The sequence below is a fragment of the Sutcliffiella horikoshii genome, from assembly GCF_044809035.1.
Lineage (GTDB): Bacteria > Bacillota > Bacilli > Bacillales > Bacillaceae_I > Sutcliffiella_A > Sutcliffiella_A horikoshii_G.
This window is the reverse complement of the sequence record NZ_CP085237.1, coordinates 3,216,344-3,233,118: the sequence shown is the minus strand read 5'-3', so window position 1 is coordinate 3,233,118 and position 16,775 is coordinate 3,216,344. Positions and strand designations below refer to the sequence as shown.

14 protein-coding genes and 1 other annotated feature (1 of these 15 cut by a window edge) are annotated in these 16,775 nt (G+C 41.7%); all 14 genes read left to right on the top strand.

Annotated features, from left to right (window positions below):
* The first annotated feature begins 380 nt into the window (after nucleotides 1-380).
* The 14 genes from hflK (at nucleotide 381) to thrS (ending at nucleotide 16,228) form a co-directional block, all read left to right on the top strand.
* Entirely contained in the window at nucleotides 381-1,349 is a 969-nt protein-coding gene (hflK, locus tag LG307_RS16875) for an FtsH protease activity modulator HflK (protein WP_404444374.1), read from the top strand.
* Nucleotides 1,342-2,274, top strand: a complete 933-nt coding sequence (gene hflC, locus LG307_RS16870) for a protease modulator HflC (RefSeq protein WP_404444371.1) — start codon at nucleotides 1,342-1,344, stop codon at nucleotides 2,272-2,274. Before hflK ends, hflC begins: the two co-directional genes overlap by 8 nt.
* Nucleotides 2,275-2,494: 220 nt before the next feature.
* Nucleotides 2,495-5,128, top strand: coding sequence for a DNA polymerase I (polA, locus tag LG307_RS16865; protein ID WP_404444368.1), 2,634 nt, complete (start codon nucleotides 2,495-2,497; stop codon nucleotides 5,126-5,128).
* A 23-nt stretch (nucleotides 5,129-5,151) separates the two neighbouring features.
* Complete coding sequence (gene mutM / locus LG307_RS16860; RefSeq protein WP_404444365.1) at nucleotides 5,152-5,982, top strand: DNA-formamidopyrimidine glycosylase; 831 nt, start codon at nucleotides 5,152-5,154, stop codon at nucleotides 5,980-5,982.
* 235 nt (nucleotides 5,983-6,217) lie between these two features.
* Nucleotides 6,218-6,859 carry a sporulation membrane protein YtaF gene (gene ytaF, locus LG307_RS16855; RefSeq protein WP_404444363.1) on the top strand — a complete coding sequence of 214 codons (642 nt, stop codon included), beginning with the start codon at nucleotides 6,218-6,220 and terminating at the stop codon, nucleotides 6,857-6,859.
* Nucleotides 6,860-6,916: 57 nt separating this feature from the next.
* Nucleotides 6,917-7,519 (top strand): dephospho-CoA kinase, encoded by a 603-nt coding sequence (coaE, locus tag LG307_RS16850; protein WP_404444361.1) that lies wholly within the window; start codon nucleotides 6,917-6,919, stop codon nucleotides 7,517-7,519.
* Nucleotides 7,520-7,631: 112 nt separating this feature from the next.
* Nucleotides 7,632-8,663 carry a glyceraldehyde-3-phosphate dehydrogenase gene (locus LG307_RS16845; protein WP_404444358.1) on the top strand — a complete coding sequence of 344 codons (1,032 nt, stop codon included), beginning with the start codon at nucleotides 7,632-7,634 and terminating at the stop codon, nucleotides 8,661-8,663.
* Nucleotides 8,664-9,001: 338 nt separating this feature from the next.
* Complete coding sequence (speD, locus tag LG307_RS16840) at nucleotides 9,002-9,376, top strand: adenosylmethionine decarboxylase (protein ID WP_010195679.1); 375 nt, start codon at nucleotides 9,002-9,004, stop codon at nucleotides 9,374-9,376.
* Nucleotides 9,377-9,492: 116 nt separating this feature from the next.
* On the top strand, nucleotides 9,493-9,897 hold the full coding sequence (locus LG307_RS16835) for a cytosolic protein (RefSeq protein ID WP_404444355.1): 405 nt from the start codon (nucleotides 9,493-9,495) through the stop codon (nucleotides 9,895-9,897).
* 24 nt (nucleotides 9,898-9,921) lie between these two features.
* The gene (nrdR, locus tag LG307_RS16830; RefSeq protein WP_404444353.1) at nucleotides 9,922-10,383 is read left to right on the top strand and encodes a transcriptional regulator NrdR; all 462 of its coding nucleotides are present in this window, start codon (nucleotides 9,922-9,924) and stop codon (nucleotides 10,381-10,383) included.
* Between the two features lie 90 nt (nucleotides 10,384-10,473).
* Nucleotides 10,474-11,928, top strand: coding sequence for a replication initiation and membrane attachment family protein (locus LG307_RS16825; RefSeq protein ID WP_404444350.1), 1,455 nt, complete (start codon nucleotides 10,474-10,476; stop codon nucleotides 11,926-11,928).
* Nucleotides 11,929-12,012: 84 nt separating this feature from the next.
* Nucleotides 12,013-12,912 (top strand): diacylglycerol/lipid kinase family protein, encoded by a 900-nt coding sequence (locus LG307_RS16820; protein ID WP_404444347.1) that lies wholly within the window; start codon nucleotides 12,013-12,015, stop codon nucleotides 12,910-12,912.
* Nucleotides 12,913-13,033: 121 nt separating this feature from the next.
* Complete coding sequence (ytxC, locus tag LG307_RS16815) at nucleotides 13,034-13,870, top strand: sporulation protein YtxC (protein WP_404444344.1); 837 nt, start codon at nucleotides 13,034-13,036, stop codon at nucleotides 13,868-13,870.
* 426 nt (nucleotides 13,871-14,296) lie between these two features.
* Nucleotides 14,297-16,228 (top strand): threonine--tRNA ligase, encoded by a 1,932-nt coding sequence (thrS, locus tag LG307_RS16810; RefSeq protein WP_404444341.1) that lies wholly within the window; start codon nucleotides 14,297-14,299, stop codon nucleotides 16,226-16,228.
* Nucleotides 16,229-16,732: 504 nt separating this feature from the next.
* Nucleotides 16,733-16,775 (top strand) — a sequence feature (ribosomal protein L20 leader region) (it continues 96 nt past the right edge of the window).

Genomic DNA, 16,775 nt, shown 5'->3' with positions numbered 1-16,775 from the left:
GGCGTCTGCGCGCCTTCCACTCCAATCAACATGATGTCTTCATTTACTTAAGAGTTTTTGAAAAGGCATCTAACTAAGTTAACTGAATAAGGATTAACATTTCGTTTTCGTAATTTATAGCTGTTGATTGGAGCAAAAGGCGAAGACTCCTGAGGTAGATAGCGCTAGGTGGAGACCCCGCAGGCTTGCCGAGGAGGCTCCAGCAGCGCCCTTAGGAAAGCGAAGCCATTTGCGGAAATCAACAGCGGAGCATAATCAAGCAACTAAAAATGACCGGGCAATCTTTGACCCGTCTTTCTTAAAATACATATAAATAATGAAACCTTCCCTTTTTACATACGTATAAGTTATGGAGAATATAAAAAGGGGAGAATACAACTTTGATGAGTTTAAAGCGAATTTACACGACCGTTTTTCTTGTAATACTTGCTGCTGTCATTGGGTCAGTTGCTTTAACGTCATGGTACACAGTAGATCAATCAGAACAGGCTGTGATTATGACATTTGGAAAAGTGGAAGAAGGAATCAGCGAACCGGGGCTGCATTTTAAAATGCCTTGGCCTATCCAAACAGTAGAAACAATGTCCAAAGAGACATTCAGTTTACAATTCGGCTATAAAGAAAAAGATGGAGAGATAGTTGAATATACCAATGATACAAAAATGATCACTGGTGACGAGAATATTGTTTTAGCAGATATGGTCGTCATGTGGAAAATAAGTGACCCTGGAAAATACCTGTTTAATAGTGATGATCCTCAAGCAGTCCTCTACAATGCAACGTCTGCTTCTTTAAGAAGTATCATCGGAAGCACTCAGATTGATGAAGCATTAACTTCAGGGAAAGCCCAAATAGAAGTGGAAGTCTTCGATTTACTTACATCCCTAATGGAAACCTATGATATTGGAATTTCTGTCACATCTGTCAATCTTCAAGATGTAGAACTACCAAATGCGGAAGTTCGTAAAGCCTTTACAGATGTAACAGATGCACGTGAGATGGAGAACACGAAAAATAATGAAGCGAAAAGATATCAAAACCAGCGCATGAATGAAGCGGAAGGGGAAAAGGACGCAATCATTTCCAAAGCAGAAGGAGAAAAAGCAGAAAGAATTGAACGTGCACGAGGAGATGTGGCGAAATTCAATTCCTTGTATAACGAATATGTGAATGCACCGGAATTAACGAAAAAGCGTCTAATTTTAGAAACGATGGAAGAAGTACTTCCGTATGCGGAGATCTATATTATGAATGATGATGGCAATACGATGAAATACTTCCCGCTCCGAACCGAAAACCCAGCGCCAAAACCACCAGCGACCCCGGAAGGAAGTGGGAACAATGAGTGATCAAAACATTATCAATCTAGAAAAGAAAAAGCCTGACATGCAATGGAAAACAATCATTCGCGGAGGGTTGTTTGGAGCAGTGATCCTTATCGTTCTTGGCGTAATCCTGGCCAATGTATTTGTTGTAAAAGAAGGCGAATATAAGGTAGTCAGACAGTTTGGAGAAGTAGTGAAAATTGTGGAAGAACCTGGCTTGAATTTTAAGACACCATTCATCCAATCAGTAACGACTGTGCCAAAGTATCAAATGTTATATGATGAAGCAAGTGCTGAAATAAACACCCGCGACAAAAAACGGATGCTAATTGATAATTATGTAGTGTGGCGAGTGGAGAATCCTGAATTAATGATCAGTAACCTTGCAAGTCTTGTAAATGCAGAAACCAAAATGTCTGAGTTTGTATTCTCAGTTGTCAGAACAGAACTTGGACAATTGAACTATGATGATATTATCAATGATGAAAAGTCCTCACGAGGAAGCTTGAATGACAGAGTAACAGAGAGAGTAAATGAACTGTTGGCAAGAGACGAATACGGAATCGTCGTGACGGATGTCCGGATGAGAAGAACAGACCTGCCGCCTGAAAATGAAGCTGCCGTCTTTACTCGAATGATTTCAGAGCGTCAATCAACTGCACAAGAATATCTTTCTCGTGGAGATGCCGACAAGAACAGAATCATGGCAAATACTGATCGTGAAGTAAAAGAAATACTGGCAAAAGCCGAAGCCGATGCTGACACAATCCGCGGTCAAGGAGAAGGAGAAGCTGCTAAAGTTTACAATGAGGCATTCTCTAAAGATGCGGAATTCTATGAGCTCTACCGCACACTAGAATCTTATAAGAAAACCATCGATGGAGAAACCGTCATCGTCCTTCCATCCGACTCCCCATACGCTAAACTCCTAATGGGCGGAATGGAATAAAGAGTTTAATGTTATAAGATGAGTGAATTGGAGCGGAAGGCACTCGACTCCAGCGAAAAGGAACGGCCAAACTTTAAAGTAAAGCTCCAGTCTTAACAACAAAGCCACAATTTTTGTTTCTGTTCTTATCCATGATAGAATAGAAGAAGAATTGTGGCTTTTTATAGTTGGAATTTTACATATAAAAAAATGAAAAAGATACAAAGGAGGAGTCGTAAACATGGCAAAAAATAAACTAGTATTAGTTGATGGAAACTCGATTGCCTATCGTGCATTCTTTGCGCTTCCGCTATTGAGTAACGAAAAAGGAATACATACCAATGCCATCTACGGATTTACCATGATGCTGATGCGCATTTTAGAAGAAGAAAAGCCCACCCATATGCTTGTGGCATTTGATGCAGGCAAAACAACATTCCGCCATAAAACGTTCGGAGAATACAAAGGGGGGCGTCAAAAAACTCCACCTGAACTGTCCGAGCAATTTTCCTTCCTTAGAGAACTTCTGGACGCATACAACATAAAAAGATACGAACTGCCCGAATACGAGGCGGATGATATTATCGGGACACTTGCTCAACAAGCTGCCAAAGATGATTATGAAGTGAAAATCATTTCAGGTGACAAAGATTTAACACAGCTTGCAACAGATAAAATCACCGTTGATATCACCAAAAAAGGTATTACAGAGGTGGATTCCTACACTCCAGCTTTCATTGAGGAAAAATACGGATTGAATGTGGACCAGATCATTGACATGAAAGGTCTTATGGGAGATTCTTCGGATAACATCCCTGGTGTTCCTGGCGTAGGAGAAAAAACTGCCATCAAACTGCTAAAAGAATTTGGCACCATTGAAACAATTCTTGAATCGATTGATCAGGTCAGCGGGAAGAAACTGAAAGAAAAGCTAGAGGACAATAAAGAACAGGCGATCATGAGCAAGAAGCTTGCAACTATCATGACTGAAGCACCTGTAGAGGTTACTGTAGAAGACCTTATCTATGAAGGGTTCGATAATAAGAAAGTGATAGCCATCTTCAAAGAGCTCAGTTTCAATTCCCTTTTGGACAAGCTTGGGGAAGATGGAGAAACGATAACAGAGGACCTGGAGGATATTTCATTTGAAATTCTGACAGAAGTGAAAGAAGAATATTTTGCAAACGAAAACTTTTTCATGGTGGAAGTGTTAGATGAAAATTATCACCGAGCGGATATCCAAGGAATTGCACTAGTGAATGAGAACGGCAACTATTTTATCCCAACAGAAGTGGCGTTGCAGTCAGAGGAATTTGCTGCATTTGCTTCAGATCATAAGAGAAAAAAGACAGTATTTGATGCAAAACGAGCGATTGTTGCATTGAAGTGGAAGGGTATAGAACTGAATGGGATCGACTTTGACTTTATCATTGCATCCTATATTGTTAACCCTTCTGAGACCTCTACAGATCTTGCAGAGATTGCCCGTAAAAAAGGCTATTATCAGATAGAAACGGATGAAGCGGTATACGGAAAAGGTGCCAAGCGTGCTGTGCCGAATCAGCAGACGGTTGCAGACCACTTGGTGAGAAAAACGTTTGCCATGCAGGAGATGAAAGAGTCATTTATCCACGAATTAAAGGATAATGAACAATTGGAACTATTTGAAGAATTAGAGATGCCGTTAACATTGGTGTTAGCGGAAATGGAAGCCCTCGGAATCAAAGTGGATAAAGCACGATTAGAGGAAATGGGAACAGATCTTGGTGAGAAGTTAGAAAAAATTGAAGAGAAGATTTTTGAATTAGCGGGTGAAAAATTCAATATCAACTCTCCAAAGCAGCTTGGTGTGATTCTTTTTGAAAAGCTTGGTTTACCGCCGGTTAAGAAAACAAAAACTGGATACTCTACTTCCGCAGACGTATTAGAAAAGCTTGCTGACAAGCATGAAGTTATCCAGCAAATTTTACACTATCGTCAATTAGGGAAATTGAAATCCACGTATATTGAAGGCTTATTAAAGGTAATCCATGAGGACTCTCATAAAATACACACACGCTTCAACCAAGCATTGACGCAGACCGGACGTTTGAGTTCCATTGATCCAAACCTGCAAAACATACCGGTACGTCTAGAAGAAGGAAGAAAGATAAGAGAGGCATTTATTCCTTCCCATGAAGATTGGGTTATATTTGCAGCAGACTATTCCCAAATCGAGCTAAGGGTACTGGCACATATTGCAAATGATGAAAAGCTGATTGAAGCATTTAAAGAAGATGCAGATATTCATACAAAAACGGCGATGGATGTGTTTCATGTAGGAGAAGAGGAAGTCACCTCCAATATGCGTCGTCAGGCTAAAGCCGTAAACTTCGGGATAGTCTATGGTATCAGTGATTATGGCCTTTCACAGAGCTTGGGCATTACAAGAAAAGATGCTAAAACATTTATTGATAGATACTTGGAAAGCTTCCCTGGAGTAAAAGAATATATGGAAGATAGCGTGCTGGATGCAAAGGATAAGGGCTTTGTTACAACCCTCTTGCATCGCCGCCGTTACCTGCCAGAGATAACAAGCAGCAACTTTAACCTGAGAAGCTTTGCGGAACGAACAGCCATGAACACGCCTATCCAAGGTAGTGCTGCTGATATCATTAAAAAAGCCATGATTGATATGGCAAAAAGACTCGAAGAAGAAAATATGAAATCTAAAGTCCTATTGCAAGTACATGATGAACTTGTTTTTGAGGCTCCTAAAGATGAAATTGAAAAATTAAAGAAGATTGTACCAGAGGTGATGGAGCAGGCAGTAGAATTAAAAGTCCCGCTTAAAGTGGATTATTCCTACGGCTCTACATGGTACGACGCGAAATAATTGTTTTGTGAGGATGTGCTACCATGCCAGAACTTCCTGAGGTCGAAACGGTCAGAAAAACGCTGGTTCAGCTTGTACAAGGGAAAAAAATTAAACAAGTAAAAGTTTTATGGCCGAAAATGATAAAGGAACCGGATGATGCCGCCCTTTTCGAAGAGATGCTCATTGGTCAAGAGATTGTGGAAATACGAAGAAGGGGAAAGTTTCTCCTCTTCTACCTTAACGACTATTGCATGGTTTCTCATTTGAGAATGGAAGGCAAATACGGCCTTTATCAGAGTGAAGAGCCAGCAAATAAACATACCCACGTTTTCTTCTATTTTGAAGACGGCACGGAACTTCGCTACCAAGATGTGCGCAAATTCGGAACGCTTCATCTTTATAAAAAAGGCGAAGAACTTGCAGCCAAGTCGCTTGCAAGTCTGGGACCAGAACCATTTGAGGATGAGTTCAACCTTGATCTTCTTAAAGAAAGACTTGCCAAAACAAACCGGAATATCAAAGCAGTCCTATTAGATCAAACGGTTGTTGTGGGTCTTGGGAATATATATGTGGATGAGGCATTATTCAGAGCGGGAATCCATCCCGAGAGAACGGCAAGCAGTTTGAAAGAGCAGGAGCTTATCGAGCTGCAACGTGAAATAGTCCTGACTCTTCAAGAAGCTGTCGACAAAGGCGGAAGCACCATCCGTTCCTACGTAAACTCACAAGGTCAAATCGGTATGTTCCAGCTCGAGCTTTTCGTCTACGGCCGAAAAGGAGAGCCATGCAGAAAATGCGGCCATGAAATTGAAAAAACCGTCGTAGCGGGCAGAGGCACCCACACCTGCCCCACCTGTCAGCCCAAGTCTTAAATAAAAGTTGATTGTAATCTACCCTTTTGCCTGAAGAGCAGGGTGCGAGACTCCAGCGGGAGGTAGCGGTAGGTTGAGACCCCACAGCTCAGCGAGGAGGCTCAAGCACACGCCCTCTGGAAAGCGAACACCCGGAGCGAAAGGCAAAAGGGAGTTAGAGTAAATAAATAATTAGAACACATCGAATGGGCTCCTGCCATATACTATCGTAGTGATAGTTAGGGAGGAGCTCTTAATGATTCCATACATCTCACTTATCCTACTAGCCTTTGCTGTTAGTCTGGATAGCTTTAGTGTTGGCTTGACATATGGCCTAAGAAAAATGCATATGCCGCTTAAATCGATCAGTATCATCGCTTGTTGTTCGGCCGTCTCGCTTTTGCTTGCCATGTTAGTAGGCACCATACTTATGAAATTTCTCTCCCCTGCTTTTGCAGAGACAATTGGCGGAAGCATTCTTATCCTACTAGGAATGTGGGTTCTCTATCAATTTTTCCGTGCCAGTACAGCCGAAAACAGCACCTCGTTCGCAGATGAACGCATTTTGTTTAATCTAGAAATCAAATCCCTTGGTGTTGTAATAAACATCCTGAGAAAGCCAACAGAAGCTGACTTTGACCGTTCCGGATCCATTACGGGGCTAGAGGCTTTTTTTCTTGGCATTGCCCTGTCCCTGGATGCGTTTGGTGCGGGAATCGGTGCAGCCCTGCTCGGCTACTCCCCTTGGGTGATGGCGATTTCAGTAGCTGTAATGAGTTCATTATTTGTGATTACCGGGATAAAATTGGGAAGGCTGTTTTCCACCGTTTCGTGGATTAATAAGTTTTCCTTTTTACCAGGCGTATTACTTATTGTGATCGGAATTATTAAAATGTAAGAAGAAACAAAGGAGGTTGTCGAGCACAGCCTCTTTTTTTTAAAAGGAGGAGTGTACATGCCATTGATAATTGGACTAACCGGCGGAATTGCAAGTGGTAAAAGTACAGTGGCCAATATGTTCCGCGATAAAAACATACCAATCGTGGATGCGGATGTGGTGGCGCGTGAAGTCGTGGAAATTGGAACAGATACCTATAATAAATTGGTGAGTGAGTTTGGGACCGAAATACTTAATGATGATAAAACCCTGAACAGGCCAAAACTCGGCAGCATCATTTTTCAAGATGAAACTAAGCGGCAAAAATTGAACAGCATCATGCATCCAAGCATCAGGACAAGCATGAAAGAGAAAACAAAAAACTACATAGAAGAGGGTCATGAGGTAGTTGTAATGGATATCCCTTTACTTTTTGAAAGCAAGCTGACCTACCTTGTGGATAAAACCCTCCTCGTTTATGTAACGGAGAAAACCCAACTGAAACGCTTAATGGAGCGTAACGACCTTTCCGAAAAGGAAGCAACAGACAGAATAAAGTCCCAGATGCCCCTTGCCGAAAAAGTAAAACTCTCCCATGCCGTCATCGACAACAACGGCACCCTGACCAAAACAGAACAACAACTAAACGAAATCTTAACCAACTGGCATATCCAAAAATAGGGATATGCCCTTTTTGCATTTTTTACATGACATATAGAAATCAATTATGTTATACTAATTGCAGGATAAAAGATCAATAAGTATAACATATATACAGAAATGGGGAATTTACATGATGGCAAAGGTTGCAATTAACGGGTTTGGACGAATCGGGAGAATGGTGTTCAGACGCGCCATCCAAGAAGAAGGCTTAAATATTGTTGCAATCAATGCGAGCTATCCAGCGGAAACGCTAGCTCACCTTATTAAATATGACACAAACCATGGACGCTTCGATGCGGACGTTTACGCAGAAGACAATGCCTTAATCGTAAATGGTAAGCGCATTCATTTAGTGAACAATCGTAATCCAGAAGAACTGCCTTGGAAAGAAATGAACATAGATATCGTGATTGAAGCGACAGGGAAATTCAATTCCCGAGATAAAGCGGCCCTTCATCTTCAAGCTGGTGCAAAACGGGTAGTTTTGACAGCACCAGGCAAAAACGAAGATGTGACCATTGTAATGGGAGTAAATGAAGAAGTACTGGATATGAATGAGCACTTTGTCATCTCTAACGCATCTTGTACGACCAACTGCCTAGCTCCGGTTGTAAAAGTGTTAGATCAGCAGTTTGGAATTGAAAATGGGTTAATGACAACAGTCCATGCCTACACAAACGATCAAAAAAATATTGATAACCCGCATAAGGATCTGCGCAGAGCAAGAGCGTGCGGCCAGTCCATCATTCCAACTTCTACAGGGGCAGCAAAGGCATTATCCCTCGTTCTGCCTCACTTAAAGGGTAAGCTGCATGGAATGGCGCTTCGTGTACCAACACCTAACGTATCGCTTGTAGACCTAGTGGTGGACTTGAAAAAGCCGGTTACGGTAGAAGACGTGAACGATGCGTTCCAAAGTGCTTCCATCGGTTCCTTGGATGGTATATTAGGAGTGACAATGGAACCGCTAGTTTCAGTGGACTTCAACACTAACCCGCATTCAGCGATCATAGATGGATTATCTACAATGGTAATGGGCGACACAAAGGTAAAAGTATTAGCTTGGTATGATAACGAGTGGGGATATTCCTGCCGAGTGGTAGATCTTGTTCAATTCGTGGCAGAAAAAATGGTAGAATCTAAAGAAGTTATGGCTGGTTAACAAAGCCTGAAATAATAGTATACTAAAATAAATGTAAGCGGTTAACATTCCATGTTAGCCGCTTTTTTGCATTGGAAGGAAAGATTGTAAGATCTGGGGGCATAATTTAACTATTTTCCTAAATAAATAGCTTGTAAGAAAAAAAGTCATAAAAGCCTGTTGCAAATCTAAAATAAAAGCATTATACTATTTTTCGTGAACTTCTTGAAACGGTTATGTGGCTACTTAAAGGGTTAGGACCTCTCTGGACTAACTTTCCCCCGTGGTAGTAATACATTAATCAATCTTCACCTTTGAGGAATTCATGTATTTTAAAAAATGAAAAGGGGGAACGTGAGATGGAAACAGTAGGTCGTCACGTTATTTCAGAATTATGGGGTTGCGATTTTGACAAATTGAATGATATGGATTACATCGAAAAAACTTTTGTCGATGCTGCATTAAAATCTGGTGCAGAAGTAAGAGAGGTAGCTTTTCATAAATTTGCACCTCAAGGGGTAAGTGGAGTTGTCATTATTTCCGAATCCCACTTAACAATCCATAGCTTCCCAGAGCACGGTTATGCTAGTATCGATGTTTATACATGCGGAGAATTAGATCCTAATATTTCAGCTGACTATATTGCGACTGCTTTAAATGCTCAGACGCGTGAAACAATCGAGCTTCCACGTGGAATGGGTCCTGTTCAAGTAAACAAAGCGAAAGCTCTTTAAAATTATAACTAAATGCATTAAAATAAAAAGAGGTGTATAGCATGCACCTCTTTTTATTATACTCAAAATATATTATACATAAAAAAACAACAAGTATAAGGGGTTGTCTGACTAAAGTGGGAGCGATACAAAAGCTGAAAGGTATTTTGACCAATCATTCGGAAACGCGGGAAAATCATACGGAAGAATCCCTTCGTAGTCGTTATTATAAAACTACCAATAAGAATGCAATGAAAGCACTTCAAGAAATGTTTAACAATATGGAAGGGGTAACGGTTAAATCTGTTTCAGCAGAGCACGGGGAAATGGCATTGCAAGTGAACAAAGGCAGAAAAGCGTTCGTCATTGTCACGGTTATATCTGTCCGTCCTTTTGAAACGGCAATTGATTTTTCCGTTACAACAGAAACCAAGCTACCTTTCGATTTTGGATACAGTCGTCAATTGATCAAACAGATGTATGAACGGGTTGATAAATCGATGATCTATATTGGATCCGGGCTGAATTCGGGGAAAAAGTAGATTGGAAACGGAGTGGAAACTATCATGAAATGTCCTGCCTGTCACCATAATGGGACGAAAGTATTAGATTCTCGCCCTGTAGAAGAGGGCCGATCCATCAGAAGGAGAAGAGAGTGCGAATCATGCTCCTATCGTTTTACGACGTTTGAAAAGGTGGAAGAAATGCCGCTTATCGTCGTGAAAAAAGAAGGAATCCGAGAAGAATTCAGCAGGGAAAAAGTGCTGAGAGGTTTAATACGAGCATGCGAGAAAAGACCGGTTGCACTTAAGCAACTGGAAGACATTGTGGTGGAAGTAGAAAAAGAATTGAGAAATATCGGTATTTCCGAAGTGAAAAGCGATATGGTCGGAGAAATGGTAATGGAGAGATTATCCAAGATCGATGAAGTGGCATATGTCCGCTTTGCATCCGTTTACCGTCAATTCAAGGATATCAATGTTTTTTTGGATGAGTTAAAAGAAATTATTGATAAAGAAAGAAAATAAGGTTGCCGCGATTAGGAACCCTAAGTGAGAGAGGAATTTATCTGCCTCTCTCTTTCCATTATTTCAATAAGAGAAAGGTTTGGATGTGTCATGTCTGATCGCCATTGGAAAGAGCTGGTCCCTGTAGACCGGTATATCGTACGCTCAAATGGAGTGCTTCAACAGTTTGACCGTAAACTTCTTACCATGCTTTATCAACCATTGCTTGGATTCAGGGGACTTAGTTTATACATGACCCTCTGGAGTGAACTGGACCAAGATCGCTTATGGGGCGGAGAAACGACGCATCATGGAATTATGACCACGATGCAATGCAATTTAAAAGATATCCATCAGGAAAGAATGAAGCTTGAAGGTATCGGTCTTTTGAAAACTTGGGTCAAGGAAGATGATCAACTTCGCACCTTCATTTATGAACTTCAACCTCCCCTCTCCCCGGAAGCCTTCTTTTCAGAACCAATGCTGACCATTTACTTATATAATCGATTAGGAAAAAATAAATACGCAAGTGTAAAAAAATATTTTTCCGATAAAGTCATCCCTCTAGAAGAATTTCAAGAAGTGACTCGTAGCTTCAGTGACGTTTTTCAGTCTGTTCAATCGGAGAATCTGGCATATGCAGCAAATGAGGAAATGATGGAGGAACTCCCATTGTCTGAAGGCGAAGAGTGGATGGACCGTAAAAAGGGAAGCGAGCCAAAGGTAGGAGAAGAGGTGTTTGACTTTGACCTCTTTTTTGCAGGGTTATCTGAGGTTGTCATCCCGAAAAAATCCATCACCGCTAAAGTGAAGGAAGCGATTGTGAAACTATCCTTCATCTATACCATTGATCCAATTTCGATGCGCGATCTGATGATGAATGTGATAGATGTTGATGAAAAAGTGGGTCTAGAAAAACTCCGCAAAGCGGCAAGAGACTGGTATCAGCTGGAATACCAGGATACACTGCCTGGTATTGTGGAAAAAACGCAACCGTTGAATCTTAGACAATTTTCGGACAAAAAACCTGCAACGAAGGATGAACAGCTCATTCAACAATTGGAGAATGTATCGCCCAAGCAAATGCTTACAGACCTCTCAGGTGGATCGGAACCTTCTGCCTCTGATCTTCGAATAGTGGAAGACGTCATGTTCAAACAACAATTGACGCCAGGGGTAGTAAATGTGTTGCTTTATTATGTGTTATTGAAAACAGATATGAAGCTCAACCGCAAATATGTGGAGAAAATCGCAAGTCACTGGGCGCGCAAACAGGTGAAAACCGTCAGTGAAGCCATGGAACTTGCAAAAGAGGAACATCGCCAATACCAGAATTGGGCGGATACAAAGCCAGCCGCTAAAGGTACTGGTGGAGGTAGTGCCTCTAAGGCCAAGACAGGCAAAGTGGTACGCAACCGTTTTGTCAGCTCGGACGGAGCGGCAACTGAGTCAGATTCCCCAGATAGTCAGTCTGATAAGTTCAAAGAAGTAGAAGAAGACGAAAAGCAGAAGTTGATGGAACGCTTGGCAAAAATGAAAGAGAAAAAGATAAAGTTGGATCAATAACACGTAAAATAATTCCAATCACATGTTAATACTACAGAAAAAGGGTATCGTCTACTATATGACTAAAGAAAAGGGGAATAACCTTTGAAAAGAGTTGCGGTAATCGTAAATCCCAATGCTGGAAACAAAAAGCTGCTAAATTCTATCAATCAAATGGAAGATATGCTATTGACCGCATTTGAAGAAGTGACCATCCATCCTACAGAAAAAGAAGGCGATGGTGCCAGACTCGTGGAAAAGCTGGCGGATCATGTCGATTTGCTCATCGGCGCTGGCGGGGACGGAACCATCTTTGAATTAATCAATGCCTTGGCTCCTTTAAAGAAGAGACCTGTTTTTGCCATCATACCCGGCGGAACCTGCAATGATTTTTCACGAACGCTTGGAATCCATCAACATCCGCTAAAAGCAGTGGAACAGATTATAGAGAAGCGTACAGAAAAGGTCGATGTCGGTAAAAGTGATGATCAGTACTTCTTGAATTTCTGGGGAATCGGGTTGGTCTCAAAGGTCTCAGATAACATCGAGAGCGGGACGAAACAACTTCTTGGTAAGCTTTCTTATTATATCAGTGCCGGTCAAACTGTCCTGGAGGAAGAACCGTTTCAGCTTACAATAGAAAGTGAAACAACCTCTTTCGAAGGGGATGCTGTCATGCTGCTGATTGGAAATGGTTCGTTCTTAGGCGGCATTCAATCATTTTTTCCATCCTCAAGCGTGCAGGACGGTGAACTCGATGTGTTGATTATCAAGCAGACGTCCATAGCTCAACTTTGGACATGGATGCAAACAAGACTCCAAAAAGAATTCCCGGCAGAAGGAAACGACGACCTTATTTATTTCCGTGCAAAAGAAGTGAAGGTGCAAGCTGCTCCAAAACAGGAAATCGATACAGACGGGGAAAAGACCTCCCACACACCTTCTACTGTCTCCATTCTTCCAGGTCATCTAGAAGTAATCATCGGCGATTTTCCATTTTCATAAACAGATATAAAATGCACTAATCCCTTATACAAAGGATTGGTGCATATTTTTTTATATTTATTCATTTTTCCATCCCCGTGCCCATATACATGGAATTAGGTGTACCAAAGGGGGGACAAACTTGTTTGAGATTTCCTTTCGAAATGAATCGGACGCGAATGCTATATATTTGAATTTATTAGAAAAAAATCCTGAGAGTGATTCTATCCTTTCTTTACATAAAGAAAAAATCGTCGTGGAATCTAAGGATGTTCATTTTTACAGAAATACCATTGCCCCAGTGCTGAAATATTACATTCACCGTACCAAGGAAAAAGAATGGATATTGTCTGTATTGGAAAACTCGTTTTATTATAAAGAGGAAGAAGAACAGGAACAGATCCTATGTATCCTGCAGTCCATCCTGCTTGGAGAACGAACGGATATACCAAATCTCCCTGCCATAGACCAGCGGGATGCCCAGTTGGAAACTGTCATGCAGTCCTTCTTCCAAGAGCCTGTATCGTTTTCATTTGATTCCTTTATTATGTTCCGGTTAAAAGAGTATTTTGAAGGCCTGCAAGTATTTGTGGAAGCAGCTATAGATGAGTACAAGCTGGAACAGGAGTATCAATCGTTCGTCCATCAACTTCGTGAATTGTTGACGACAACAGATTCAAAGCTTGATGAATTACATCTTGTCTATCAATATCAATTTGATTTTTATGATAAGTCTTTTTCGCATATCCCTAAAAATCAGCTCATCAAATTCATGAATCGCACTCATTTTAACAATTATTCCTATTATATAGACTCGGTTGTGCTTGCTCCATTGGTTTCTATTGCGCCGAAAAAACTGTTTCTCTACACAGATCATACAGAGCATCAGCTTGTGGAGACAATCCGGAATATCTTTGAAGAGCGGGCAGTTGTTTTACCTTTTCACTATTTTGGGCAAAATAAAAGTAAAATTGATTAAAGTGACTACTTGATTTTCCTTTAACAGGGGAATATAATAACCTACATAATCAATTTTAACTTCATAGCTCAAAAAGTATTGATGAGGACATGAGTGTTTTAAAACGGATTTTAGAGAGGGAAGTCGTCGGCTGCAAGCTTCCTATCACGATTAAAACCCTAACCACCTCTGAACTTCAACAGTGAACATTATAGTAGCTGTTGACGGGGAAATCCCTCGTTATCCAATAATGAAGCCGTCTTTTTAAGGAGTGCAAAGTACTCCACACATTAGGAAGATGGGAACTTGGGTGGAAACACGGATATTAAACTCGTCCCTTATTTTAAATAAGGGGCGGGTTTTTTTATTTTGGTTCTAAAAACCGTTTGGGAAAGTAATTGCGGCGTTATATGAACCAACAAAAATTCTAAAGAAGAGGTGACAGAGATGTCGGATTTAATGAAGATCACATTTCCAGACGGAGCGGTAAAGGAGTTTGAACGTGGTACAACAACAGAAGATATCGCTGCATCCATCAGTCCGGGTCTGAAAAAGAAAGCAATCGCTGGAAAGCTAAACGGAGAGCACATTGACCTGCGTTCCCCGATTAAAATAGACGGAGAAATCAGCATCATCATGCAAGACTCCGACGAAGCGCTTGGAATCATGCGACACAGTACTGCCCACTTGATGGCACAAGCGATCAAACGTCTATACGGCAACGTGAAACTTGGAATCGGTCCCGTAATCGAGAACGGATTCTACTACGATATCGACATGGAGGAATCATTAACTCCAGAAGACCTTCAAAAAATCGAAAAAGAAATGAAGAAAATCGTCAGCGAAAACCTGGATGTTGTTCGTGTGGAAGTGAGCAGAGAAGAGGCACTGCGCCGCTACGAAGAACTAAATGATGAGCTGAAGCTTGAATTGATTCGCGAGCTGCCGGAAGGAGAAACAATCTCCATCTACGAACAGGGTGAATTTTTCGACCTTTGCCGTGGAATCCATGTACCATCCACTGGGAAAATCAAAGAGTTCAAGCTGTTGAGCATCGCCGGAGCATACTGGAGAGGCGACAGCAAGAACAAAATGCTTCAACGTATTTACGGAACTGCCTTCTTCAAAAAAGCAGAGCTTGATGAGCATCTTCGTCTATTGGAAGAGGCAAAAGAGCGTGATCACCGTAAAATTGGAAAAGAGCTGGACCTTTTCTTCAACTCACAAAAAGTTGGGCAAGGCTTGCCGTTATGGTTACCAAAAGGTGCAACAATCCGCCGCGTAATCGAGCGTTATATCGTTGACAAAGAAGTGGAGCTTGGCTACGACCACGTATACACTCCAGTAATGGGTAGCGTGGAGCTTTATAAAACTTCCGGTCACTGGGATCACTATCAGGACGGCATGTTCCCTCCAATGGAAATGGATAACGAGCAACTGGTTCTTCGTCCGATGAACTGTCCGCACCACATGATGGTGTACAAAAACAGCATCCACAGTTACCGTCAGCTTCCGGTTCGTATCGCGGAACTTGGAACGATGCACCGCTATGAAATGTCTGGTGCGCTTGCAGGACTGCAACGTGTACGTGGGATGACTCTGAACGATGCACACATCTTCGTTCGTCCTGACCAAATTAAGGATGAACTAAAGCGTGTAGTGAACCTTGTTCTTGAAGTATATAAAGATTTCGGCCTGGATGACTATTCCTTCCGTCTATCCTACCGCGATCCTGAAAATAAAGAGAAGTATTTTGATGACGATGCAATGTGGGAAAAAGCACAAGGCATGCTGAAGGAAGCAATGGATGAGCTTGGTCTTGATTATTTTGAAGCAATTGACGAAGCGGCATTCTACGGCCCTAAGCTAGACGTTCAAGTACGCACAGCTCTTGGAAAAGAAGAGACTCTATCCACTGTACAGCTTGACTTCTTATTGCCAGAGAAATTCGACCTCACTTATGTAGGGGAAGACGGCAAGCAACACCGCCCGGTTGTTATCCACCGCGGTGTCGTATCGACAATGGAGCGCTTTGTGGCATTCTTGATCGAAGAGTACAAAGGTGCATTCCCGACTTGGTTGGCGCCAGTACAGGTGCAGGTAATCCCTGTATCACCTGATGCGCATTTCGATTATGCAAAAGAAGTGCAAGACCTTCTGAAATCTAAAGGAATCCGCGTGGAAATGGACGAAAGAAACGAAAAAATCGGCTACAAAATCCGTGAAGCGCAAATGCAAAAGATCCCATATATGCTAGTGCTAGGCGACAATGAAATCCAAGAACGCGCAGTAAACGTCCGTAAATACGGCGAACAAAAATCCGAAACAATCTCACTAGAGAAATTTGTGGATGACTTAGTGAAAGAAGCGAAGAGATAAGCTTTTTATGAAGGGGGAATGCCTTGGCTGAAGATGCCGGGGCATTTCCTTTGTTTGATCGTTTGTCGAAAATTAGCAGAATTTGTCGTTTAGCTTGTATTCCAGGTAGTTTGGACAGTAAATGCCGTACTTTCGCTCGTATTTTTAAATTTCGGACAGTATTTCACATCGAACGGACAGTAAATGCGTAGTTTTCGACAGTAGGCTTAGCACAGAGTGATTTGACAACTCCCCCTGTCGACTGAAATGCAGGGTGGTCGGCTCCTGCGGGGGATAACGGTAGTTTGAGACGCCTGAAGCGTTGTGAGGAGGCTCAAGCACCGTCCCGCAGAAAGCGACCACCCGGAACGAAACGAGACAGGGAGTTTAACCATAAAGAAAAAAACTATTGCACAAACGTAATTTATCTGATATCATTTAAAACGTTGTTTCATTTGATACGAATTCTTGACAATCAATCATCATTAATGATATATTATACAAGGTCAAATTGAATACTTGTTTGAGGACAAGAAGAAGCACCCGCTTCTCACCTGATTGACGCAGT